This is a genomic window from Nonomuraea sp. H19 (assembly GCF_052068215.1).
GTDB lineage: Bacteria > Actinomycetota > Actinomycetes > Streptosporangiales > Streptosporangiaceae > Nonomuraea.
Window position 1 is genome coordinate 143,337 of record NZ_JBQHCV010000017.1, and the last position, 24,089, is coordinate 167,425.

At 69.4% G+C, this 24,089-nt stretch carries 17 protein-coding genes; 10 read left to right on the plus strand and 7 right to left on the minus strand.

The window, feature by feature from the left end; all coding sequences use genetic code 11:
• The first annotated feature begins 23 nt into the window (after positions 1 to 23).
• The 4 genes from ACTMTI_RS33535 to ACTMTI_RS33550 all read left to right on the plus strand — a co-directional run bounded on the left by ACTMTI_RS33535 (position 24) and on the right by ACTMTI_RS33550 (position 3,037).
• Positions 24 to 1,073 carry an NAD-dependent epimerase/dehydratase family protein gene (locus ACTMTI_RS33535; protein WP_441124665.1) on the plus strand — a complete coding sequence of 350 codons (1,050 nt, stop codon included), beginning with the start codon at positions 24 to 26 and terminating at the stop codon, positions 1,071 to 1,073.
• Positions 1,074 to 1,191: 118 nt separating this feature from the next.
• Positions 1,192 to 1,665 (plus strand): ATP-binding protein, encoded by a 474-nt coding sequence (locus ACTMTI_RS33540; RefSeq protein WP_441124666.1) that lies wholly within the window; start codon positions 1,192 to 1,194, stop codon positions 1,663 to 1,665.
• A gap of 46 nt (positions 1,666 to 1,711) precedes the next feature.
• A complete protein-coding gene (folP, locus tag ACTMTI_RS33545; protein ID WP_441124667.1) occupies positions 1,712 to 2,611 on the plus strand; it encodes a dihydropteroate synthase in 900 nt (299 codons plus the stop codon).
• Positions 2,612 to 2,620: 9 nt separating this feature from the next.
• Positions 2,621 to 3,037: a DUF1992 domain-containing protein gene (locus tag ACTMTI_RS33550; protein ID WP_441124668.1), complete on the plus strand. Its 417-nt coding sequence runs from the start codon at positions 2,621 to 2,623 to the stop codon at positions 3,035 to 3,037.
• A 233-nt stretch (positions 3,038 to 3,270) separates the two neighbouring features.
• Here ACTMTI_RS33550 and ACTMTI_RS33555 read toward each other — a convergent pair whose 3' ends face one another.
• Positions 3,271 to 5,622, minus strand: coding sequence for a glycoside hydrolase family 6 protein (locus ACTMTI_RS33555; RefSeq protein WP_441124669.1), 2,352 nt, complete (start codon positions 5,620 to 5,622; stop codon positions 3,271 to 3,273).
• Positions 5,623 to 5,943: 321 nt separating this feature from the next.
• On the opposite strand from ACTMTI_RS33555, the gene ACTMTI_RS33560 reads away from it, so the two are divergent.
• The 3 genes from ACTMTI_RS33560 (at position 5,944) to ACTMTI_RS33570 (ending at position 12,985) form a co-directional block, all read left to right on the plus strand.
• Complete coding sequence (locus ACTMTI_RS33560) at positions 5,944 to 8,844, plus strand: glycoside hydrolase family 48 protein (protein ID WP_441124670.1); 2,901 nt, start codon at positions 5,944 to 5,946, stop codon at positions 8,842 to 8,844.
• Entirely contained in the window at positions 8,787 to 11,342 is a 2,556-nt protein-coding gene (locus ACTMTI_RS33565; protein WP_441124766.1) for a glycoside hydrolase family 9 protein, read from the plus strand. Before ACTMTI_RS33560 ends, ACTMTI_RS33565 begins: the two co-directional genes overlap by 58 nt.
• 65 nt (positions 11,343 to 11,407) lie before the next feature.
• Positions 11,408 to 12,985 carry a cellulase family glycosylhydrolase gene (locus tag ACTMTI_RS33570; protein WP_441124671.1) on the plus strand — a complete coding sequence of 526 codons (1,578 nt, stop codon included), beginning with the start codon at positions 11,408 to 11,410 and terminating at the stop codon, positions 12,983 to 12,985.
• A 169-nt stretch (positions 12,986 to 13,154) separates the two neighbouring features.
• Here the strand turns inward: ACTMTI_RS33570 and ACTMTI_RS33575 are convergent, their stop codons facing one another.
• The 5 genes from ACTMTI_RS33575 to ACTMTI_RS33595 form a co-directional block, all read right to left on the minus strand.
• The gene (locus ACTMTI_RS33575; protein ID WP_441124672.1) at positions 13,155 to 13,679 is read right to left on the minus strand and encodes a hypothetical protein; all 525 of its coding nucleotides are present in this window, start codon (positions 13,677 to 13,679) and stop codon (positions 13,155 to 13,157) included.
• Positions 13,676 to 14,725, minus strand: a complete 1,050-nt coding sequence (locus ACTMTI_RS33580; RefSeq protein WP_441124673.1) for a lytic polysaccharide monooxygenase — start codon at positions 14,723 to 14,725, stop codon at positions 13,676 to 13,678. The genes ACTMTI_RS33575 and ACTMTI_RS33580 overlap by 4 nt, the downstream gene beginning before the upstream one ends.
• A gap of 305 nt (positions 14,726 to 15,030) precedes the next feature.
• The gene (locus tag ACTMTI_RS33585; protein ID WP_441124674.1) at positions 15,031 to 16,275 is read right to left on the minus strand and encodes a serine/threonine-protein kinase; all 1,245 of its coding nucleotides are present in this window, start codon (positions 16,273 to 16,275) and stop codon (positions 15,031 to 15,033) included.
• Positions 16,262 to 17,233: a LacI family DNA-binding transcriptional regulator gene (locus ACTMTI_RS33590; RefSeq protein ID WP_441124675.1), complete on the minus strand. Its 972-nt coding sequence runs from the start codon at positions 17,231 to 17,233 to the stop codon at positions 16,262 to 16,264. The genes ACTMTI_RS33585 and ACTMTI_RS33590 overlap by 14 nt, the downstream gene beginning before the upstream one ends.
• A 225-nt stretch (positions 17,234 to 17,458) precedes the next feature.
• Positions 17,459 to 19,609, minus strand: coding sequence for a transglycosylase domain-containing protein (locus ACTMTI_RS33595; protein ID WP_441124676.1), 2,151 nt, complete (start codon positions 19,607 to 19,609; stop codon positions 17,459 to 17,461).
• A gap of 274 nt (positions 19,610 to 19,883) precedes the next feature.
• On the opposite strand from ACTMTI_RS33595, the gene ACTMTI_RS33600 reads away from it, so the two are divergent.
• The 3 genes from ACTMTI_RS33600 (at position 19,884) to ACTMTI_RS33610 (ending at position 22,646) form a co-directional block, all read left to right on the plus strand.
• On the plus strand, positions 19,884 to 21,098 hold the full coding sequence (locus ACTMTI_RS33600) for a hypothetical protein (protein ID WP_441124677.1): 1,215 nt from the start codon (positions 19,884 to 19,886) through the stop codon (positions 21,096 to 21,098).
• Entirely contained in the window at positions 21,095 to 22,090 is a 996-nt protein-coding gene (locus ACTMTI_RS33605) for a hypothetical protein (RefSeq protein ID WP_441124678.1), read from the plus strand. Before ACTMTI_RS33600 ends, ACTMTI_RS33605 begins: the two co-directional genes overlap by 4 nt.
• Positions 22,091 to 22,235: 145 nt before the next feature.
• Complete coding sequence (locus tag ACTMTI_RS33610; RefSeq protein ID WP_441124679.1) at positions 22,236 to 22,646, plus strand: STAS domain-containing protein; 411 nt, start codon at positions 22,236 to 22,238, stop codon at positions 22,644 to 22,646.
• A gap of 11 nt (positions 22,647 to 22,657) precedes the next feature.
• Here ACTMTI_RS33610 and ACTMTI_RS33615 read toward each other — a convergent pair whose 3' ends face one another.
• A complete protein-coding gene (locus ACTMTI_RS33615; protein ID WP_441124680.1) occupies positions 22,658 to 24,061 on the minus strand; it encodes a dihydrolipoyl dehydrogenase family protein in 1,404 nt (467 codons plus the stop codon).
• Positions 24,062 to 24,089: the final 28 nt, after the last annotated feature.

Here is a 24,089-nt window from a genome sequence, read left to right on the forward strand (position 1 = left end):
GGAGAGCGGGCAGCGGAGCGGTCATGAGAGTCGTCGTGGTGGGAGCCACCGGGAACGTGGGCACCAGTGTGGTGCGCGCGCTGGCGGCGGACGCCGCCGTGACGTCCATCGTGGGAGTCGCGCGCCGGCTGCCCGGATGGCGGATCGACCGCACCGACTGGCGGCAGGCCGACGTGGCCAGCGCCGACCTGACGCGGATCTTCGACGGCGCGGACGCGGTGGTGCATCTGGCGTGGCTGTTCCAGCCGACCCGGGATCCGGCCACGACCTGGCGGGCGAACGTGCTCGGCAGCATGCGGGTCTTCCGCGCCGTGGCCGAGGCCGGGGTGCCGGCGCTGTTGCACGCCTCGTCCGTGGGGGCGTACTCGCCGGGACCCAAGGACCGTCCGGTGGACGAGAGCTGGCCCACGCACGGCTGGCCGGGCGCCGCGTACGGGCGCGAGAAGGCGTACGTCGAGCGCGTGCTCGACGTCTTCGAGCACGATCATCCGCGCATCCGCGTGGTGCGGATGCGCCCGGCCTTCATCTTCCAGCGGGTTGCCGCGACCGAGCAGCGGCGGCTGTTCGGCGGGCCGCTCGTGCCGCGGCGGCTGATCCGGGCGGGGCGGATCCCGTTCGTGCCGGACATCCCCGGGCTGCGCCTACAGGCGTTGCATGCCGAGGACGCGGCCGAGGCGTACCGGCTGGCCGTCACCCGACAGGTGAAAGGGGCGTTCAACCTCGCCGCCGAGCCCGTGCTCGACCCGCACGACCTGGCCAAGCTGCTCGGCACCCGTACGATGCCCGTTCCGCGGGGACTGGCCAGGGCCGTCATGGCGGCGGGATGGCACCTGAGGCTGTTGCCCGCCGCGCCCGGACTGTTCGACCTGGCCCTGCGGATCCCCGTCATGAACGTGGACCGGGCCAGAGAGGTGCTGGGCTGGACGCCGCGGCACTCCTCGTGGGAGGCCATGCGGGAGTTCCTGGAGGGACTGCGCCAAGGCGCCGGCATGGAAACCGCGCCGCTCGCCCCCGACGGCGGTCCGGTCGGCCGGGTCAAGGAGCTCGCCACGGGCGTGGGCGGACGTCCATGAGAGCCGAAGCCGGCGGAGGGTAATTGCCATCAGCCCGGGGCCTACCCCTCATTCCGCGGGCGACAGGTTCTCGCATGCGGCGCTCACGTACGGCCAGGCCATGTCGGAGGAGCCTGCCATGCGCATCTTGCTGACCCAGTCCTTCATCCTCGAGGACATCACGAAGCTGCGCCGGGCGGTGGCCGAGCAGGCCGAGAACTGCGGGCTGAGCGGAGCCAGGCTGGCCGACTTCGTGCTGGCCGTGCACGAGTGCGTCGTCAACGCCGTCGAGCACGCGGGCGGCTGCGGGCACCTCAGACTGTGGACGGTTAACGGCGTCATCGCCTCGGAGACGACCGATCACGGGCCGGGCATCCCCGAGGCGGTCGTCGAGGACCTGCACCGGCCGTCCGACCTCACCTCCGGCGGCCGGGGGATCTTCCTCATCCGCCGGCTGTGCGACACGGCCGAATTCCGCACCGGTCCCGTGGGCACCACGGTCCGGTGCACCATGCGGTTGCCGCGCTCTTGCGATCCCACCGGGAACGGGACAATGAGGCGGATCAGGGTCTCGGTCGGCAAGCGCTCGCCCGGCCGCCGCTTCACCGCTTGACCCTCCGGCGCAGGTAGTCTCGCAGGAGACGGAAAGGGACCACCACGTGAGCGCCGAGAAGCCTTCCTCCGGGATCATTTCCCCTGTTCGGCGCATCGGGCGGCGGGAGTTCGATTTCGAGCGCCAGGTCGCCATCATGGCCATCGTCAACAGGACCCCCAACTCCTTTCACGACCAGGGCCGCACGTATGAGCTCGCCAGCGCCGTGGACGCGGCGCGCAAGGCCGTGACCGACGGGGCGGACTGGGTGGACATCGGGGGGTTCGCCTTCAGCGCCGCTCAGGCGCAGATCGGCGTGGACGAGGAGATCGACCGAGTGGCCCCCGTCATCGCCGAGGTCAGGGCCGTCACCGACGCCGTGATCTCGGTGGACACGCACCGCCCCGAGGTGGCCAAGGCGGCCATCGAGGCCGGCGCCGACGTGATCAACGACACCAACGGCCTGCGTGAGCCCGGCATCGCCGAGGTCGCGGCGGAGGCCGGCGTCAGCGTGGTCGTCACCCACAGTCTCGGCGGGCCCGGCCGGCGGGTCTTCAGGCCGAGCTACGCCGACGTCGTCTCCGAGGTCGCGGACTTCCTGCGGGAGCGGGTCGAGTTCGCGCTGAAGGCGGGGATCGGCCCCGACAAGATCATCATCGATCCCGGCCATGACCTGAACAAGAACACCTTCCACTCCCTGCAGCTGACGCGCCGCCTTGAAGAGATCACCTCGATTGGATATCCGACCCTGGTGGCCCTGTCCAACAAGGATTTCATCGGGGAGACGCTCGACCGCCCCCAAGGAAAGCGGACAGAGGGCACGATCGCGGCCAACGTCGTCTCCATCGTCAAGGGCGCCCGCATCCTGCGCGTGCACGACGTGCCCGCGACCCTCGCGTCCGTCCGCATGACCGAGGCCGTGCTCGGCTGGCGCGGCCCTATCGCACCCAGTCACAATCTGGCATGAGGAGATGCTTTGACCGAACGCAAGCCACCCGGCGTCCCGTTCGAGAGCTGGATCGACAGGCAGATCCGCGAGGCGATGGAGCGCGGCGAGTTCGACGACCTGCCAGGTGCGGGCAAGCCGCTGCCGGGGCTCGACCGGCCGCACGACGACATGTGGTGGATCAAGCAGAAGGTGGAGAGCGAAGGGCTCACGATGCCGCTGCCGCCCACGCTGGCGTTGCGTAAGGAGGCGGAGGCGGCGCTGGCCGAGGCGCGCGGGGCCAGGTCCGAGACCGAGGCGCGGGAGATCATCGAGGACATCAACCACAAGATCCGCAAGGCGATCAGGACAGGGCTGTCGGGGCCGCCGCTCAACCTGATGCCTTTCGACGCCGACCAGATCGTGTCGGAGTGGCGGCAGGCCAACCAGAGGGGTTCGGGCGCGTGATGTCCGGACCCCTCCCGGTAGCCGAGGGACCCGGGTCAGGCGGGTCCCTCGGCTACCGGGAGGGCCCCGGGTCAGACGGGCCCTCCGATCGGGTGAGGGCCCCGGGTCGGGCGGGCCCCTCCGATCGGTGAGGGACCCGGGTCAGGCGGGTCCCTCAGCTTCACTGGGTCAGGGGTCGGATCCGGTCCGGCCCCATGGCCGGAGGGCGCCATGGCCCTCCGGCCGGTCGGGTTTCAGTTGATGGGCGGGTAGGCGTTCCTGAGCAGCTCACGGAACTGCGCCGAGAACCACTGTCCCGACAGCGGCGCGTCGGGCAGCGCACCCGACATGTTGAACTTGTTGAGCTCGTTGCCGGTGTACGTCGGGTCGCACATCCGGTCGAACTTCTTGCCCTCGTTGTTCGGGATGTCCTTGCTGGCGCCGTCGGATTCGCCCGGAGGCTTGATCCAGACGTAGGCGTCGAAGCCGGCCGCGGGGCTGGCGGTGGGCCGCTGGCCCATGCCGGCGCCGCTCTGGTTGCACCAGTTGCCGGCGTGGATGCGGCGGTCGGCGCGTGACTGGTCGACGAACTCGTTGACGTTCAGCGAAGTGCTCGGCCCGGTCGGGCGGGCGCTGCCGCCCCAGCCGTTACGCGAGGTGTCGATCAGCATGCCGAGCCCGGACCGGAAGCCCTTGGCGATCAGCCGCGTACGCAGCTCTGTCGCGAAGGTCCGCTCGTCGATGTAGTAGTTCCAGTCCACCCAGCTGGACTGCCGGACCGACGTGCCGTTCACCGTGGTGTTGATGGTGAAGTACGGCTCGGAGGTGATGGAGTAGTTGGCGGTGTTGACGATGAAGCCGTCCACGCTGTCCACCCCGGCGGCGGCGCCGGAGACGGTGCGGTGGAAGAGGTCGACGGCCGGCTGGAAGTTCGAGTCCCAGCCGAGCCAGGCGTGGTGGGCGGCGTCGATGTAGGTGTAGACGTTGGTGATGGGGTGCAGCTGGTCCAGCGCGTACCTGACGCCGTCGACGTAGCCGCCGGGGCCGTTGGCCTCGCGGCACTTCTCGAAGGCGTTGAGGTTGGTGACCAGGTTCGGCAGCGAGTCGGGCTCGATGATCGTGACGACGCGCAGGTTGGCGTACTTGGGGTCGCGCAGGATGGCCGCGATCGGGTTGATGTACTCGGTCTTGTAGCGGTTGAACCCGTCCTGGGCGATGAGCAGCTCGCCGTTGGAGGCCAGCGCCGAGCAGTCGCGGTTGGGCAGGTTGTAGACGACGACCTGGATCGTCAGCGGCGCGGACCCGTTGGCGGCGTCCTGTCTGATGGCCTCGTCCAGGTGGGCGCGCAGGCCCATGGCCGAGGAGGAGCCGGCGATGGCGGCGATGCGGTCCATCCACACGGCGGTGGAGGTGTTCGCCACCGCGGAGCCGCCCGGTTCGGCCGCGGCCTTCGCCGACCAGTCGGGGTTCACGTAGCCGGTGGCGCCGGCGTACGGGTTCTCGACGTGGGTCGGGTTGGTCCCGCCGTCGTCGTCGGCCTCGGTGGCGGTGACCATCCTGGAGGTCAGCCCGGTGGAGGCGATGGTGAAGGTCCTGCTGCCGTTGGCGGTGTCGGAGTCCTGCGCGGCGGCCAGGGTCACCGTCTGCGGGGTGTTCCAGTTGGACGTGGTGAACGTGAGGCTGCCTCCGGAGGAGACCGTGAGGTCGCCGTCGCCGCTGCCCGCCGTCGAGGTGACGGTCACGTTCGAGGAGGGCTGAGTGGCCAGCCGCGCCGTGTACGTGGCGGTGCTGCCCTCGGGCACGGTCACCGCGGTCGGCGTCACGATGATCGACTGCTCCTGGACGGCGTCGTCGTCCACTTCGGTGGCGTTCACCGTGGCCCCGGTGACGCCGTTGCCGCCCACGCTGAAGGCGGCCGTGCCCGCGGTGGTGTCGGAGTCCTGCGCGGCGGCCAGGGTCACCGTCTGGGCGGTGTTCCAGTTGGACGGAGTGAAGGTCAGCGAGCCGCCCGAGCTGACGGACAGGTCCGCGTCACCGCTGGTCCGCGTGGTGGTGACGGTCACGTTGGAGCTCGGCGCCGCGGAGAGGCGGGCCGTGAACGTGGCCGTGCCGCCCTCGCTGACCGCGACGGAGCTGGCCGAGGTGACCACCGAGGGGGTCCCCGGGCCGACGCCACCGCAGGTGGTGTCGTTGACGCTGAACGAGGCCGGGTTCGGGTTCGTGCCCGACCAGGTGCCGTTGAACCCCACGGAGACGGAGGCGCCGGTGCCGAGACTGCCGTTGTACGGCATGTTGGTGCCGGTCATTCGGGTGCCGGACTGTGTCCAGTTGGCTCCCCAGCCGGTCGGGGTGTACTTCTGGCCCGTGGTCGGGAAGTCGAAGGCCAGCGACCACGACGTGATGGGGTCGCCGGTGTTCTTCAACGTGATGCTCGCGGTGAAACCGCCCTGTCCCGGGCTGCTCGTCCACGAGTTGGCAGAGTACGTCACATCGCAGGCGACCGCGGCGTTCGCGGCCGTGCTCTGGCCGACGACGAGCCCTAAGGCCGCGACACTCGCGGCGGTCATCGTCACGGCCCATTTGCGGAGGCCGCGTTGGAGTCTCACGAGCGATCATCTCCAGTACTGCTCGATGGCTGGGAGCGCTCCCATGGTGAGCCGGACTCGGGGCCCTGTACAGAGGGCGGCTCTCATGAAGGTGTCCGCTGCCCCACATGCTCGTTGAATGTCCCGCAACGCCGATGAAACTTTCATCCCGGGCAGCCTGGTGAGAGGAAACACGGGGGTTACCGCAAAGCCATTCCGTTGACATACGCCGGAGGGCACCGACAATCCCTCATGGGAGCGCTCCCACACCCCTACTCCCATGGAGACCCCGTGAAGTACAGACCTCCTTCCCTTCTGTCGCGCTTATCGAGGCGTCTCGCCGTGGCCACGACCCTCGTCCTCGTCGCGGGCGCGACCACGGCTCTGGCGGCCGGTCCCGCCCAGGCCGCCGTGGCGTGCGACGTGACGTACACGGCCAACCAGTGGACGAGTGGCTCGAACCAGGGCGGCTTCACCGCGAGCATCACGTTGAAGAACACCGGCGACCCCATCACGTCGTGGTCGCTGGCCTTCGACTTCCCGACCACGGGCCAGAAGTACACCCCGACCGGCTGGGGAGCCAACTGGACGCAGTCCGGCACCCGCATGACCGGCACCAACATGTCGTGGAACGGCAGTCTCGGCACCGGGGCCTCGACGAACATCGGCTTCCAGGGCACGTGGACGGGCAGCAACCCGAGCCCGACCTCGTTCAGCGTCAACGGCGTCACCTGCGGCGGGACCGGCAACAACGCGGCCCCCACCGTGTCGCTGACCTCGCCGACCGCCGGCCAGACGTTCACCGCCCCAGCCACCGTGCCGATCGCGGCCAACGCGGCGGACTCCGACGGCACGATCTCCAAGGTCGACTTCTACCAGGGCTCCACGCTGCTCGGCACCGACACCTCGGCGCCGTACAGCTACAACTGGACGGGCGTGGCGGCGGGCAGCTACTCGGTCACCGCGCGCGCCACCGACAACGGGGGATTGACCACGACCTCGGCGCCGGTCGGGATCACGGTCTCCCAGAACGCGGGTCCCGCGCTCGTGGTGAGCCCGACGACCCTGTCCGTGCCGGAAGGGGGGAGTGCGAGCTTCGGGGTGAAGCTGTCGCAGGCGCCCTCGGCGAACGTGACCGTCTCGCTCGCACGGGTCAGCGGCGACGCCGACATCACCGTCGGCGGCGGCACCAGCAGGACCTTCACGCCGTCCAACTGGAACACCGTGCAGAACGTCTCGCTGTCGGCGGCCCAGGACAGCGACACGACGAGCGGCTCGGCCGTGATCAGGGTGAGCGCCCCCGGCTATGACCCGGTGGACGTCATCATCAACGAGGCGGACGACGACGTCGGCGGCGACAACGAGTACGTCAAGCGCTTCGTCGAGATGTACAACGAACTGCACGACCCGGCCAACGGCTACTTCTCGCCCGAGGGCGTGCCGTACCACTCGATCGAGACGTTCATGGTCGAGGCGCCGGACCACGGGCACGAGACCACGTCCGAGGCCTACAGCTACTACCTGTGGCTGGAGGCGGTCTACGGGCAGGTCACCGGCGACTGGTCGAAGTTCAACAACGCGTGGGCCTCGATGGAGAAGTACATCATCCCGGCCACCGCCGACCAGCCGACGAACTCCTTCTACAACCCGGCCAAGCCGGCCACCTACGCGGCCGAGTCGAACACGATCAGCAACTACCCGACGCAGATCGACCCCGGCGTCTCCGTGGGCGCCGACCCGCTGGCCAGTGAGCTGCAGAGCGCGTACGGCACCCGCGACATCTACGGCATGCACTGGCTGCTCGACGTCGACAACACCTACGGCTTCGGCCGCTGCGGCGACGGCACCACCAAGCCCGCCTACATCAACACCTACCAGCGCGGCCCCGAGGAGTCGGTCTTCGAGACGATCCCGCAGCCGTCCTGCGACACCTTCGCCCACGGCGGCACGAACGGCTACCTGGACCTGTTCATCAAGGACAGCTCCTACGCCAAGCAGTGGAAGTACACCAACGCCCCCGACGCCGACGCGCGTGCCGTGCAGGTCGCGTACTGGGCGCTGACCTGGGCCAAGGCGCAGAACAAGGCCTCGGACATCTCCGCGACTGTGTCCAAGGCCGCCAAGATGGGCGACTACCTGCGCTACGCCATGTACGACAAGTACTTCAAGAAGCCCGGCTGCACGAGCCCCTCGTGCCCGGCGGGCACCGGCAAGGACTCCGCCGCCTACCTGCTCAACTGGTATTACGCCTGGGGCGGCGCGACCGACGCCAGCGCCGGATGGGCCTGGCGCATCGGCTCCAGCCACAACCACTCCGGTTACCAGAACCCGTTCGCGGCCTGGGCCCTGTCGAACGTGGCCGAGCTCAAGCCCAAGAGCGCGACCGGCGCGGCCGACTGGAGCACCAGCCTGACCCGCCAGCTGCAGTTCTACAAGTGGCTGCAGTCGGCCGAGGGCGCCATCGCCGGTGGCGCGACCAACAGCTGGGAGGGCCACTACGCGGCGCCGCCGAGCGGGCTGCCGAAGTTCCACGGCATGGCCTACGACTGGCAGCCGGTCTACCATGACCCGCCGTCGAACCAGTGGTTCGGCTTCCAGGCATGGACGATGGAGCGGGTGGCCGAGCTCTACTACGCCACAGGCAACGCCGACGCCAAGAGCCTGCTCGACAAGTGGGTGACGTGGGCGCTGGACAACACCACGATCAACGCCGACGGCAGCTACCAGATCCCGTCCACGTTGCGCTGGACCGGCCAGCCCGCGGGCGACTTCAACGCCACCACCGGCATGCCGCCGGCCAACCCCAACCTGCGCGTGACCGTCGTGGACCACACCCAGGACGTGGGCGTGGCGGGCTCGTACGCCAAGGTGCTGATGTACTACGCGGCCAAGGCCAACCACGCCGAGGCCAGGGACACCGCCAAGGCGCTGCTCGACGGCGTGTGGAAGAGGCGCGACGCCAAGGGCGTGTCGGTGCCGGAGACCAAGCAGGACTACAACCGCATCGACGACCCGGTCTACGTGCCGCCGGGCTGGAGCGGCGAGATGCCCAACGGCGACGCCATCAACTCCAGCTCGACGTTCATCTCGATCAGGTCCTTCTACAAGAACGACCCCGACTGGCCGAAGGTCGACGCCTTCCTGAAGGGCACCGGTCCCGCGCCGGTCTTCAACTACCACCGGTTCTGGGCGCAGGTGGACGTCGCCGTCGCGCTCGCCGAGTACGGGCGGCTCTTCCCGTGAGAAAGGCAGCATTGATAGCCGCGGTGTCGCTGGTCCTGCCCCTGATCGGGGCGGGGCCGGCGGCCCGCGCCGCTGCGCCGGCCTTCGCCTACGGCGAGGCGCTGCAGAAGTCGCTGTGGTTCTACGAGGCTCAGCAGTCGGGGCCGCTGCCCGACTGGAACCGCGTCTCCTGGCGCGGCGACTCGGGCACGAACGACGGCAAGGACGTCGGCGTGGACCTCACGGGCGGCTGGTACGACGCGGGCGACCACGTCAAGTTCGGCCTCCCGATGGCGTTCTCCGCCACCATGCTGGCTTGGGGCGCGGTCGAGTACCGCGACGCGTACGCCTCCTCCGGCCAGCTCACCCACCTGCTCAACAACCTCAAGTTCGTCAACGACTACTTCATCAAGGCCCATCCGTCGTCGAACGTGCTCTACGGGCAGGTCGGCAACGGGGGCACGGACCACGCCTGGTGGGGTCCGGCCGAGGCGATGCAGATGTCGCGGCCCGCGTACAAGATCGACGCCTCCTGCGGCGGATCTGACCTGGCGGGTGAGACGGCGGCGGCGATGGCGGCCTCCTCGATGGTCTTCCGCCCGACGAATCCGTCGTATGCCGACACGCTGCTGACGCACGCCAAGCAGCTCTACTCCTTCGCCGACACCGTCAGGAAGAAGTACAGCGACTGCATCACCGACGCACAGGGCTACTACAACTCCTGGAGCGGCTACAACGACGAGCTGGTGTGGGGTGCGATCTGGCTCTACCGGGCCACGAACGACGCCTCCTACCTGGCCAAGGCCGAGACCGGCTACGACAGTCTCGGCACCGAGCCGCAGAGCACGACCAAGTCGTACAAGTGGACGATCGCCTGGGACGACAAGTCCTACGGCGCGTACGTGCTGCTGCACAAGCTGACCGGCAAACAGCGCTACCTCGACGACGCCAACCGCTGGCTCGACTACTGGACGGTGGGGGTCGACGGGGCCAAGGTGAAGTACTCGCCGGGCGGCCAGGCCGTGCTGGACCGGTGGGGCTCGCTGCGGTACGCGGCCAACACCTCCTTCGCGGCGCTCGTGCACAGCGACTCCATCACCGACGCCACGCGCAAGAGCCGCTACCACGACTTCGCGGTACGGCAGATCAACTACGCGCTCGGCGACAACCCGCGCAACTCCTCCTACGTGATCGGCTTCGGCGCCAACCCGCCGAAGAACCCGCATCACCGCACGGCGCACGGCTCGTGGACCGACCAGATCAGCAGCCCCGAGCAGACCCGCCACACCCTGTACGGCGCGCTCGTCGGCGGCCCGCCCGACCCGAACGACGCCTACACCGACAAGCGTGACGACTACGTCATGAACGAGGTCGCCACCGACTACAACGCCGGCTTCACCAGCGCGCTGGCCCGGCTCTACAAGGAGTACGGCGGGGCGCCCGCGGCGAACTTCCCGCCCGCGGAGACCCCGGACGGGCCCGAGATCTTCGTCGAGGCCGGGGTGAACGCCTCGGGGGCCGGCTTCACCGAGATCAAGGCCATCGTCCGCAACCAGTCGGCGTGGCCCGCCAGGGTCCTGTCCGACGGCTCGTTCCGCTACTACTTCACCCTCGACGGCAGCACGACGGCCTCGCAGATCAGCGTGTCGTCGGCCTACACCCAGTGCAAGGCGCCCACGCTGCATTCGGCGGGCGGCGGCACGTACTACGTGAACATCGACTGCTCCGGGCAGGCCATCGCCCCGGCCGGGCAGTCGCAGCACCGCAGGGAGGTGCAGTTCAGGATCAGCAGCTCGGGCACGTGGGATCCGGCCAACGACTGGTCGTACCGCAACATCCCCACCACGCCGGGCACGACGCCGGTCCGGACGGGCAACATCACCCTCTACAGCGGCGCCACCAAGATCTGGGGTGAGCCGCCGGGGCCGGAGGAAGAGGACGACACTGCGCCCAGCAAGCCTGGCAAACCGGCGGCATCCGGGATCACGGGTTCCACCGCCAGGCTGAGCTGGTCGGCCTCCACAGACAACGTGGGCGTGACGGGCTATGACGTCTACCTGGGGTCCACCAAGGTAGGCACGGCCACGGGCGCCTCCTTCGACCTGAGCGGTCTCACCCCTGCCACGCCCTACACCGCCCACGTGGTGGCGCGGGACGCGGCGGGCAACACCTCGGTGCCGTCCGACAGCACGACGTTCGCCACCACGGACCAGCCGCCGCCCCCGGGCGGCTGCACGGCCGCGTTCAAGGTGATGAACTCCTGGAGCGGCGGATACCAGGCCGAAGTGACGGTGAAGAACGCCGGCACCGCGGCGATCAGCGGCTGGACGGTCGTCTGGACCACGCAGAGCTCGATCACCCAGCTCTGGGGCGGCAAGCACACCCAGACCGGCTCCAGCGTCTCGGTCAAGAACGAGAGCTACAACGGCGCGCTCGCCCCCGGAGCCACCACCACGTTCGGCTTCATCGCCAACGGCACCTCCACCGTCCCCGACCCGATCACCTGCACCCCCGCCTGACTGAAGACCCCGCCCCCGTCGCAGCAGCGGCGGGGGCGGCTCCACAGCTCAGTGAAAGGCACTTCATGAGAGCAGTGTTCACCGCGCTGACCGTCCTCCTGGTCATGCTCGTCGCCCCCGCGGGCCCGGCGAACGCCGCGGTCGGCATTCACGTCAGCGGCGCGAAGATCCTGGAGCGGAACGGCCAGGAGTTCATCATGCGTGGCACCAGCCACCCGCACGCCTGGTACACCGGCCAGACCAAGGCGTTCGCCGGCATCAAGTCGCTGAAGGCCAACACCGTGCGCGTCGTCCTCAGCGGCGGCCGCTGGCCCGCCAACGGCGTCTCCGACGTGGCCAACGTCGTCTCGCTGTGCAAGCAGAACAAGCTCATCTGCGTCCTGGAGAACCACGACACCACCGGGTACGGCGAGCAGAGCGGCGCCTACACCCTCGACCAGGCCGCCGACTACTGGATCAGCGTCAAGTCCGCCCTGGTCGGCCAGGAGGACTACATCATCGTCAACATCGGCAACGAGCCCATCGGCAACAACGCCGTCACCCCCGGCTGGGCCGCGCGCACCACGGCCGCCATCCAGAAGCTGCGTGACAACGGCTTCGACCACGCGCTGATGGTGGACGCGCCGAACTGGGGCCAGGACTGGCAGTTCGGCATGCGCGACAACGCGCGGGCGGTCTTCGACAGCGACCCCGACAAGAACACGATCTTCGCCATCCACATGTACGGCGTCTTCGACACGGCGGCGGAGGTCACCGCGTACATGGAGGCGTTCAAGACCGCCGGGCTGCCGCTGGTCGTGGGTGAGTTCGGGCACAACCACTCCGACGGCAACCCCGACGAGGACACGATCATGGCGCAGGCCGTGAGCCGCGGCCTCGGCTACCTGGGCTGGTCGTGGAGCGGCAACGGCGGCGGCGTCGAATATCTCGACCAGGTCGTCAACTTCGACGTCACCCAGCTCACCGACTGGGGCCGGCGGCTGTTCAACGGCGCCAACGGCATCGCGGCCACCGCCAAGGAGGCCTCGATCTACGGCGGCGGCACCAGCGACCCCACCCCGCCGAGCACGCCGGGCACCCCCTCCGCGTCGAACATCACCTCGTCCGGAGCCACGCTGACCTGGCCGGCCTCCACCGACAACGTGGGCGTGACCGGCTACGACGTCTACGCCTCGGGGGGCACGTCGCTCGGCGCCACGGCCACGAACTCCATCACGCTGACCGGGCTCTCGCCGGCGAGGACGTACCAGGTGTACGTGCGGGCCAGGGACGCGGCGGGCAACCAGTCGAGCCCGTCACCGACGGGGTCGTTCACCACGCTCACCGACGGCGGTGGCGGCGGTTGCACGGCCGCGGGCAGCGTACAGAGCCAGTGGGGCAACGGCTACGTCGCCCAGGTGAGCGTGACCAACACCAGCACCGCCACCAAGACCGCCTGGACGGTGACGTTCACGCTGCCCGCCGGGCACACGATCACCGGCTACTGGAACGCCACGGTGACGGTCAGCGGCCAGACCGTGACGGCCAAGAACCTGACCTACAACGGCACGCTCGCGCCGAACGCGAGCACGAGCTTCGGGTTCCAGGCCAGTCGCCCGAACGGCAACACGTCCCTGCCCTCCGGGTACACGTGCGCCAATTGAACACAGCAGCCCCCCGCTGCGTATGAGGAGGTGAGGCCACAACTTCATATCCCTGCCCGATGAACACCATCCCGCCCGGATGGGACGGACGCGGCCGATTCCTCCAGTCGGCCGCGTCCGTTATGGTGGGCCGCGTTCAGCGGTCCACCACAGGTAGCGGTGTCTGCACCTATTTCACCTGGCTCACCTGGGCGAACCTTTCACGAGCCGCTTCGATCGCCGCGTCGTCCTCGAACTCGGCGAACGCCTGCTCGTGGTAGCGCGCCGGGATGAGCTGCCTGACCCGCTCGGGATAACCCGTTCCCGGCTCCGGCACCTTGACCTGCGGCGGAATGACGCCGAGCCGCACGGCGAGCGGGCCGGAGGCGCGGACGGAGACCGACCACTCGCTGCTCTCGCCGGTGACCGCGCACATGTGCCGGGCGTACACCCACTGCACCTCGACCAGGGACGACGCGTCGGCCGGCGCGGTGCCGAACGGCTCGACCGCGCACACGACCCGGGATTTGAAGCCGTGCCCGTGGTGCTGGTGCTCCTCGGGAGAGGACTGCTCGAGTATCCGCGTCACCTCGGCGGCGAGCTCCGCGTGCAACTGGGCGGACGGCTGCCTGGCGGCGAAAAACATCACCCCGGCCAGGGTCAGGCTGGCCAGGGTGACGATCGCCGCGACGAGCCCGCGACGTGTTCTGATCACGGGCTGGTGCAGGTCAAGGTGGGTGCGGGGTTGGGAACCGAGCCGGTGGCGTTGAAGCCGAACGTGGTCGTGGCGTTCGGCGCCAGCTGCCCGTTGTAGTTGGCGTTCTTGACGGCCACGTTAGGTGGCTGCCCGCTCAGCACGCCGTTCCACGGAGAGCCCTCGAAGCCCTGCCCGCCGTTGTAGGTCCAGCTGACCGTCCAGCCGTTGATGGAGCTGCTGCCCGTGTTCTTCACGGTCACCTCGCCCTGGAAGTGGCCGGCCCAGCCGGTGTCGGTGGCCTTCCACGTCGCGGTGCAGGCACCCGGATTCGGTGTGGCCGTCGTGGTGGCGGTGGGCGTGCTCTGGCCCGGGCCGACCCCGGTGACCTCGCCGTTGCCGCCGTCGAAGACGACGTCGGAGCAGCTGTAGAAGTTCTCGTTGCTGTCCGAGCGGATCCAGTGCGTGAAGATGATGTGCCGCCCGGTCTTGCCGGACGGGAGCTGGGCGTTCCAGTAGTAGTAGTTGAGCCCGCCGGCGCCGCCGCTCTCAGGCGGGTTGGTGACGCTGCCGAAGGGCTCCAGGTCGGACCACTTCAGCGGCGCGTCCGGGTTCCAGCCGTTCTTGGTGATGTAGTAGTTGAACGCGCCGGGGTGCCTGGCCCAGTTGCTGTGCCGCATCTGGATGCTGGCGCCCGAGGTCAAGTGCGTCAGCGGCCAGTCGGAGCGGACCGCGTTGTACGCCGAGAAGTCGTACGGCCCGCCGGTGCCGCCGCTGCAGATCTGCCCGTCGGGGATGAAGCCGGTGGTCCGGCCCGCGCCGTCCGAGCGCAGCACCGCGAACCAGTTGTAGAGGGGGGTCGCGCCGCTCTGCTGGACGGCCGCCGCACAGGCGGGGTTGTAGGGGATGATCTGGCCGTTCTCCCGCAGTCCGTCCTGCCAGCACAGGAACGTGCGGGCGCCGGGGAACATCGACACCCCGTGCGCCTGTGCCTGCGTGGGCACCATCAGAATCGTCGTGATCAGGACCATGACGGCGGTGATCGCCGCCGACTTGCTTAATTTCATGGGGATTCCCTTGCGCTGACGACAGAGGAAACCTGCCCACGAACAGCCCGCCCGGCCAGCGCATTGAATCACGCGCCCGGCGCTTCGACAACGCACGATGAAACTTTCAGCCGATCTTGGTGCCCAGCTGCTGCTCCAGCGCTGTTGGGCGAAGTCGGGCGCCGCTCAAGGCGGCGAGATGGGAGCGCTCCCAGTAGGCTGTGGCATGTGTGGAGCTCGCGTGGGCGTGCTTTTGCGAGGGGCACGCGTGGCGCGACCGGAGGGGTACGGCGGGTGCTGCCGTACCCCTCGTCAACCTCTTGTCGTCAATCTCGCTGGAGCGCGTTGTCGATGTCGTCCAGCCTGGCCTCCAGCTCGCTCAGGCAAGCCGGCGCGAGCCTGCCTTCCCGCATGCGGTCGGACAGCTTCCTGCGCACTCCCTCCGTCGCGGACCCGTGCGGGCCCCGCGGCGTCACGGCGCCGCGCAGGACCTGTTTGAGGTCGAGCACGACGTCGGCGTCGGTCGCGCCGCACGGCGTCCTGGCCTCCAGCACGGTCGTGAAGTGGTCCACCGCCTGCTCGACGGTGACCGCCGCGGCCGGCGACCGCTCGACGCGCTGCGCCGTCGGCGGCGGCGAGGACCTCATCACGGCCTTCTCCGGCTGCTGGAGCCCTGTCTGCTGGAACCACAGCAACGCGGAGAGCGCGACCGCCGCGGACCCCGCCACCGTGAGCCCCCGCCGGACGTGCCGGCCCAGGGTCGCCGTGCCGAGCGCGGAGGTCAGCCCCGCGACGATCTCCGCCGCCGTCGGTCGTTTCTCCGGCCGGTGCGCCAGGCAGCTCTGGCAGAGCGAGGCGATCGCGTGCGGCACCCCCGCGACCCGGGGAGGGGGAGAGGTACGGCAGGCCGCCTCGATCTCCTCCCACGTGGTCTCCGGGTACGGCGTCCGCCCGGTGAGCATGGTGTGCAGCAGCACGCCCAGGGCGTACACGTCGACCGCGGGATGGGTCGGGGCGCCGAGCAGGCGTTCGGGGGCGACGTAGGGGGGAGTGCCGCGGTCGTCCTCCGGATCGCCGGCCCAGGCCGCGATGCCGAAGTCGAGCAGTTTGGGCCCGTCCGCGGTGAGCAGCACGTTCTCGGCCGTGACGTCCCGGTGGACCAGGCCGCGGGCGTGCCCGGCCATCAGCACCCGCGCCAGCCGCAGCGCGATGGCCGCCGCTTCGGTCCACGGCAGCGGGCCCTGTTCGATGCGCTCGGCCAGCGGCGTGCCGTCGAGCAGTGGCATCACCACATAGGCCGCGACGCCGCCGCTCGTGGTGACGGTCTCGCCGTAGTCGTAGATCTCGATGGTGTCGGGATGGATGAACCTGGCCGCGGCACGGGCCTCGCTGCGTACGGCGATGCGCTCGCCGTGGTCGGTGTGCAGCGAGGAGGTGAGCACCTTGACCGCGATCATACGGTGCAGTGACTGGTCGAAGGCACGCCAGATGACCGACATGCCCCCGCGGGCCAGCGGATCCAGCAGCAGATACCGACGGGCCAGGACATCCCCAGGCTCAAGCCGACTCACGGACGACCAGTTCTGTGGGGAGGACGGGGTCGATCCCCGCGGCTCCCGTCAGGAGCAGCCGGGTGGCGACCGTGGCGAGCTCCTCGACGGGCTGGCGGATCGTGGTCAACGCGGGGACGGTGTGCTTGGCGACCGGGGCGTCATCGAACCCGATCACCGCGACGTCGGAGGGCACCTTGCGCCCTGCCCTGCGCAGGGCCTGCATCGCGCCCGCCGCCATCAGGTCGGAGGCGACGAAGACGGCGTCCAGTCCAGGGGCATGGCGTAACAGCCACTGCATGGCGTGGGTGCCCGAGGCGGCGGTGAAGTCGCCGTACGCCACCGGCACGTCAGGGGCGCCGACCGCCTGCAGGGTGCGGACCAGGCCCTCCAGCCGGTCACGGGCGGCGGGCAGGGATGGCGGGCCGCCGATGGCCGCGACGTTGCGGCGTCCTGACAGCAGGAAGTGCTCGGCCGCCTGGCGGCCGCCGTCGAAGTTGTCGACGTCGGCGTACGGGAGTTTGAGGTCGTGGGGCGGGCGGCCGATGTTGCGCACGGGGACGCCCGAGGTGGACAGCTTGATCGCCAAGGGGTGGCGCTCTCTGGCGCCGATGATGAGCACGGCGCCGGACAGCGCGGGGAGGGTGGATGAGGTGGGGGTCACGGTCGTGACCATGAGGTGGGTGCCGTGCTCGGCGATCACGGCGCCTGCGGCGGACAGGAGCCTGGCGTAATAGGGCTCGGAGAACAGACGGGGGAGATGGTCACAGATCACGGCCGTTACGCCGTCGGCCATGGTTTTGGCGGCCGTTCCCCTGGGCGCCCGTTGCCGGACGTATCCCATGCGGGAAACGGCGTCGTAGACTTGGCGGCGGGTCGAAGTGCTGACCCGCACCGAGCCGGTGAGGACTCGAGATGCGGTCGCGGGGGAAACCCCTGCAGCGGCCGCCACCTGTGCCAGTGTGGGCTGCTCGGTCATGGAGCACCTCGCGGAAAAGATCCTGGGAGCGCTCCCAAGGTACCAATGTTTCGCCGCTGTTAATAGGGCCTTTGCAAGGAGTGCGTCCCATTGTGCGGACGCACTCCGAATTTGTGGAGCTAGTGGCGTTGGTAACTCTCCGGGTTTTTTGTGGACGGAGTGAATCACCTCATATTCGTCGTCCGATTTGTCGCACTGAAGTCCCGGAGGGGCTTTCGATGTCGATCAATCCAGGCCCAGGCCCGTTTCCACGTCATCCAGCTCGTCGGGCTCGTCGCCGTCGTCGGGCTGCACCCGCACGGGCTGGCAGCTCTGGCCGCAGCCGCCGAAGCGGGCGGTGTTCACCGGTGTGAAGTCCGTCGCGGGCACGCCCTTCAGCGCGGCGATCATGGTGTCCTTCCAGATCGGCCCGGGAATCGAGGCGCCGAAGACGGATCCGTAGTAGCGGCCGCCGATGGTGATGTTGTTGAGCTTGTTGTTGATCGCGCCGCGCGGGTCACCGATGCTGACCGCCCCCGCGAGGTCCGGGGTGAACCCGGCGAACCAGGCCGTGGCCTGCGAGTCCGTCGTGCCGGTCTTGCCGGCGGCAGGGCGGCCGATGCCGCCGACGCTACGCATCGTGCCCTTGGTGAACACGCCCGACAGGATGTCCGCCGCGGCGTCCGCCACCTCGGGGTCCAGTGCCTGCTTGCACTTCGGCTTGTAGTTGGTCACCTTGCCGTCGCGGTTAGTGATCTTGGTGATGACCATGGGGGCGCAGTACTTGCCACGCGCGCCGATCGCGGCGTAGGCGTTGGCGACGGTCACCGGATCCATCTCGTTGATACCGAGGGTGAAGGTGGAGTACTCCTGCAGCTTCTGGCCGTCGGACCGCTTGATACCGAGCGACTGGGCCGTCTTGATCACGTTGCACAGGCCCACCTTCTGCTCCAGGGCCATGAAGAAGGTGTTCACCGACCCCCAGGTGCCGGTGGCCAGCGACTTGAACCCGCCGCCGCCCTCGTCGTTGGTAACGGTGTGGCTGGGGTCGCCGATGTTCTCGCCCTTGCAGTTCTTGAACGACGAGTAATAGGGGGCGCGGTAGCCGCTGCTCACGCTGAGGCCGTCGTTGATCTTCATGCCCTGCTTCAGCGCGGTGAGCAGGGTGAAGGTCTTGAACGTCGAGCCGGCCTGGAAGCCGGTGCCGCCGCCGTGCACGGCGTCCGCCACGACGTTGTACGACATTTCCTTCTTGCGCTTGTTGTTGCCGTACTTGCGGCTGGAGGCCATGGCCTTGATCGCGCCCGTGCCCGGCTCGACCAGCGCCTCGGAGGCGACCGGGTTGTCGGAGGCGAACACGTGCTTCTTGATGGCCTTCTCGGCGGCCTCCTGCATCTGCGGGTCCAGCGTCGTCTGGATCTCCAGGCCGCCCCGGTTGAGGAACTGGCTCCTGGCCTTGGCCGACTTGCCGAAGTTCGGGTTGCTCAGGATCTCGTTGCGGACGTACACGCAGAAGTACGAGGCCGTGACGGTCTTGGCCGAGCAGCCGCCGGGCAACGGGGTGCCCTTGTAGCCGAGCTTCTTGGCCTTGGCCTCCTCTGCCTGCTCAGGGGTGATCTTCTTCAGCTCGGCCATCCGGTTGAGCACCACGTTGCGCCGCTGGAGCAGCCGATCCTTCTGTTCCTTGCCCAGGTTGGGGTCCGTCGCATTGGGGTCCTGCACGGCGCCGGCCAGCGTCGCCGCCTGCACCAAGGTCAACTCCGCCGCCTTGACCCCGAAGAAGCGCTTGGCCGCCGCCTCCACCCCGTAGGCGCCGGCGCCGAAGTAGGCGATGTTGAGGTACTTCTCCAGGATCTGGTCCTTGGTGTACTTCTTCTCGATCGCCATCGCGTAACGCAGCTCCCTGAGCTTGCGCGCGTAGCTGGCCTCGAGCGCGGCGTTCCGCTCCTTGTCGGTGGTCGCCGAGTTGAGCAGGACCTGCTTGACATACTGCTGGGTGATGGACGAGCCGCCCTGGGCGATGCCGCCCGAGGTGACGTTCTTGGCCAGGGCGCGGACGGTGCCCTCGATGTCGATCGCGCCGTGCGCGTAGAAGCGGTAGTCCTCGATGGAGATGATGGCCGTCTTCATGATCTCGGCCACCTGGTCGAGCGAGACGTTCTCGCGGTACTCCTCGTAGAACTGCGCGATCTCGTTGCCCTTGGCGTCGAGCACCGTCGTTCTCTCCGCGAGTGGGGGCTCCTTGAGGTCCTCGGGTTTGATGCCGAGATCCTCCGATGCCGAGACGAACATCGCTCCGGTGCCCCCGACGGCGGGCAACGCGATCGCAGCGGCCACCACGCCGGCTGCTACCGCGGCCCCGGTAAGGCGCGCGATACTCGACATACGGGAACCCATGCGGAAATTCCTCCCCCTTGTGGCAATAGGGTGCATCCTAAACCCGCCGATGGCGTGCTCCTGGTAAGAACTTGGACCATGCGGGCGGGCAGATTGTTCTGCCGAGATGCCGTGATTTCCGGCACATTCCGCTGATCATGCGCCGCGGTACGGCATCGGCGCGGCCGAGTTTCCGTCAGGGACCGGCAAAGAAGCGTGTCGGCCGCCCAGTGATCGGCCGCCGGTCTGGCAACGTCTACCAGGGCATTTCTACCTGGCCTCGGTGGAGGATCTCATGCGTCGTGTCGGGGATGGCGAGCACCTCGATCGTCTGCTCCACGTCGCCCGTACGTATTGGGGAGACAGCCCCCGGGGCGCGGGATGTGTCGTGGCGGAGGCGTTCGACCAGGACATCAGGGTCGTGGCGCGCACGCTCATGGTCGCCAAGGCCATCAGCGAGGTGGCCGCGGCGCGGCTGGTCGTGCTGGGCGACCCGGAGTCGCGGCGGCTGGCCGAGGCGTTCGGGGCGGCGAGCGACATCCAGCCGGAGACGCCGCCGGTCGCGTTGGTCACCGGCAGGGTGGACCGCGGCGTGCCCAGGGAGGTCCCGGTCGTGCATGTCCACGGCACCGGGTCGCTGCAGGCGTATGCGCTGTTTCCCGATGAGCGCCCGCGCTCCTTCCAGGCGGACCTGCCCGGCAAGGTCGGCGCGTTCTTCGAGCAGCACGTCTGGCCGCACCGTGAGCTGATCAGGCCCAGCGCCGAACGGGTGGCCTGGCGCGCGAAACGCGGCTACCAGGTCCGTACGGACACCGAACGCCGCCAGCTCCGCAGCTACGGCTTCGCCCGTCTGGGCCTCGACCCCGGCCTGCCGACCATCACCGTCTTCGGCCACGTGCCCGGTCAGGACGCGGAGCTGTTCGAGACGACGGCGGAGTTCGCCGCGTCGGAGGAGTCGGTGAACTGGCTGTTCCACGACCCCGTCGCCGCGGGCCACTCCCGTGTGAAATACGTGGCCGGCGTCCTGTCCAAGAACCTCCTGTGGAGCCTGACGGACGTGGCCGTGGCGTTCGGCGACAGCGATCTGCCCGCCTTCGGCATCCCCGTCATCCAGGCCGGCTGGTCAGAAGGCAGCGGCTGTGGCGCCACGCATGTCGCCCGCTCGCCGTCGGATCAGCACGTGCTGCTGAAAGAGGCCGTCGCCAGGCACTCCAAGGGCGAGTCCCTCCTGGACTCCGAGCAGCGCGAGCGCGCCCGCCTGCGGCTCTGGCTGCGCCGCTGCGGCGCCGACGTGCCGACCCAGATCCTGCCGCACTGGGAGCACGGCGACGGCGACGACTACACGCGGATGCTGGCCGTCAGCCTCCGGCACGCGGACCCCGACGGCGATCCCCTCTTCAGCGCGGTGCGCCGCATGTGGGAACGGCGTGAACCCCTGCTCACCCGTTTCGACTTCCACCACCCGGCAGGGCTGTCCACCTCAATCACCCCCGCGAGGAGCACTCGATGAGCAGCGTAGGATCCGCCACCGACCTCGATCAGGTGGTCCTTCCCGCGATACCACCCGCACACCTGCTCAGCGGCCAGATCGCCGCGCTGCAGGTGACCGACAACCTGCACCGGGGCACGCATATCGTGGGCAGGTTCGAGACCTCCGGGCTGGCCGGGTTCAAGATCGCCGCCCAGGGCCGCCCGCTCCGCGTGCGGATGTCGGTGTCGGCGGACGAACTGTCGGTCAGCGGCTGGAACACCGACGATCCGAAGCCCCCGAGCTCCCTGCCCCGGCTCGTGCAGATCCGCTCCCAAGGGCGGCTACGCCAGTGCGTGCTGCTCAAGGGCCGGAAGGCGAACGCCCAGGTGGCCTTCGACCTGGCCGCCGAGGAGATCCCCGACGACGGGCTGATCTCCGTCGAACTGCTCGACATCATGGAGGGCGACGGCGTCTGCGAAGAGGTACGCCGGGCGCTGGCGGGACGCGTGGCGGCGGACGGCGCGGCGGGGGTGCGGCTGAACAAGATCGTGTTCGACGAGCCGCCGGCGGTCGACTTCGACCCCGACACGCTCGACGGCGCCCGCTGCGAGCTGTACTCGCTGATCAGCGCCGGCGGCCTGGCGAACCTCAACCGGCAGGGCGTACGCCTGCTGCGCTCCGGCATGTTCGTGGTCAACCCGGTGCTGCCCGACACGTTCGGATCCGGTCGGATCACGCTCCGGCTCGGCACCAAGGCGGAGCCGGCCAGCGTCATCCCGGCGACGTGGCGGCGGATCAACGGGGAGCTACGCTGGCTGCGCCACGCCACCAGGAAGCTCATGCGGTCCGCGGCGCCGTCGGTGCAGCGGGTCCTCAGCGTCCGGGATGGTGATGTGGGCAAGCCGCAGCAGCACGTGCAGGGCAACATCACCGAGCTGGAGCTGTCCAGCCCGGCCGCGTCGCCGCTCCTGGTGATCATGGCTCCCTGCCAGGGCGCCATCCCGACCCTGGAGTCCGGCACCTCGTACTAGCCCGCCCCGTCTCGGCCGTCCACGAGCTGCTCACGATTCCTCTGGGTAACCAGAGGGATCGTGTGGCTTAATCGCCGAGGAAAATTCGCGATCACCTGTGATAACGCCGCTCAGCGGGCAGTGGAAATATGTGAGCAGGAGCGGCTTGCGAATCGAGACGACCCGATACCTTCAGTGCACCGTGCTCCGCGCCAGCGGCGAGCTCGACCACGCGGGACGGGTCCGGTTCAGCGCCTGCATCAATGCCGTATGGGACTGGTCCGCAGGTCCCGTCCTCGTGTTCGACCTCGCTGACCTGGACTTCTACGATTCCTCGGTCATCGGCGTGCTGGCGATGGTGATGCAGCGGATGGAGGAGGAGGGCAGCGGACGGATCATCCTGGTACGGCCCTCCCACCACCTGCTGTCCGTGTTGCGGCTGACGGACCTGCTGTCCCACGTGGAGCTGCGGGACAGCGTCGAGGAGACGGTCGCGGAGCTGATGCTGCAGTCGGGAGAGCCCGGTAGCCCCGCGCCGGAGTGGTCGCGCGCCACCGCGCAGTCATGCCGCGGCTGAGCGTGCCCGGTTCATAGCCCGTACGTCTCCAGCAGGCGCAGCCACACCTCACTGACCGTCGGGAACGACGGCACGGCGTGCCAGAGCCGGTCGAGCGGCACCTCGGCGGTGACCGCGATCGTGGCGGCGTGCAACAGCTCGGCCACGCCAGGCCCGACGAACGTCACGCCCAGCAGCACCTTCCTGTCCTCGTCCACGACGGCCCTGGCCCGGCCGCGATAGTCGGCGCCCATCAGGTACGCCCCGGTGACGGCGCCCAGGTCGTAGTCCACCACGCGCACCCGGAAGCCCGCCTGGCGAGCCGCCGCCTCGGTACGGCCGACCGCGCAGACCTGCGGATCGGTGAACACCACCTGCGGGGCCCCGTAGCCGCCGGCGAGGTCGCGCATCGCGGGCAGTTCGTCGCCGCGCGCCCGCGCCGCGATCACGTCACCGCAGACTCTGGCCTGGTATTTGCCCATGTGCGTGAGGAGCGCGCGCCCGTTGATGTCGCCCACGGCGTACAGCCAGCCCTCGGGGATCCCGGTCGCCCGCATGCTGTCGTCCACCTCGACGGACGCGTCGTCGGGCAGGCCCACCGAGCCGAGGCCCAGGTCGCGCGTGGCGGGCCTGCGGCCGGTGGCCACCAGCAACTCGTCGGCCTCCACCGGCGGCCCCTCGGCCAGCCGCACCGTCACCTTCCCACCGGGCTCGGGCCGCTCCACCTCGACGACGTCGGTACGGGTGCGCACCTCGATCCCGGCGGCGGCGAACGACTCGGCGAGCAGCTCACCGGCGAACGGCTCCATCCTGCCCAGCAGCCCGCCGCGGACGAGGACGGTGGTCTGCCGGGCGCCCAGCCCGTGCATGGCCTGCGCCATCTCGCAGGCCACCACCCCGCCGCCGAGCACGGCCAGCCGCTCGGGGATCTCGGTGGCCGCGGTCACCTCGTGGCTGGTCCACGGCTCCGCCTCGGCCAGGCCCGGCACCGGCGGCACCACCGCCGTGCTGCCGGTGGCCAGCACGACGGCCTGCCTGGCGGTCAGCACCCGCTCGCCGCCGCTCGCCGTGGTGACGTGCACCTTCTTGACGCCGTCGAGCCGCCCGTGCCCGCGCACGAACTCGGCCGGCACGCCTTCGACCCACCGCACCTGGCCGGCGTCGTCGTAGTGCCCGACGGCCTCGTCGCGCCGCGCCAGCACCGCGGCCACGTCGATCGGCCCGAGCGAGAGCCCCGGAACCCGGCTCACCTCGCCCGCCAGATCGACCGGCCGCAGCAGCGCCTTGCTCGGCACACACGCCCAGTAGGAGCACTCGCCGCCGGCCAGCCGCTCCTCGACGAGAGCCGCGGTCAGGCCGCCCCGTACGGCCCGGTCCACGACGTTCTCACCTGCCGGACCGCCACCGATCACGATGACGTCGAACTCGTCAGCCACCCCAGCCTCCAGAAGCATTCGTCCGTGA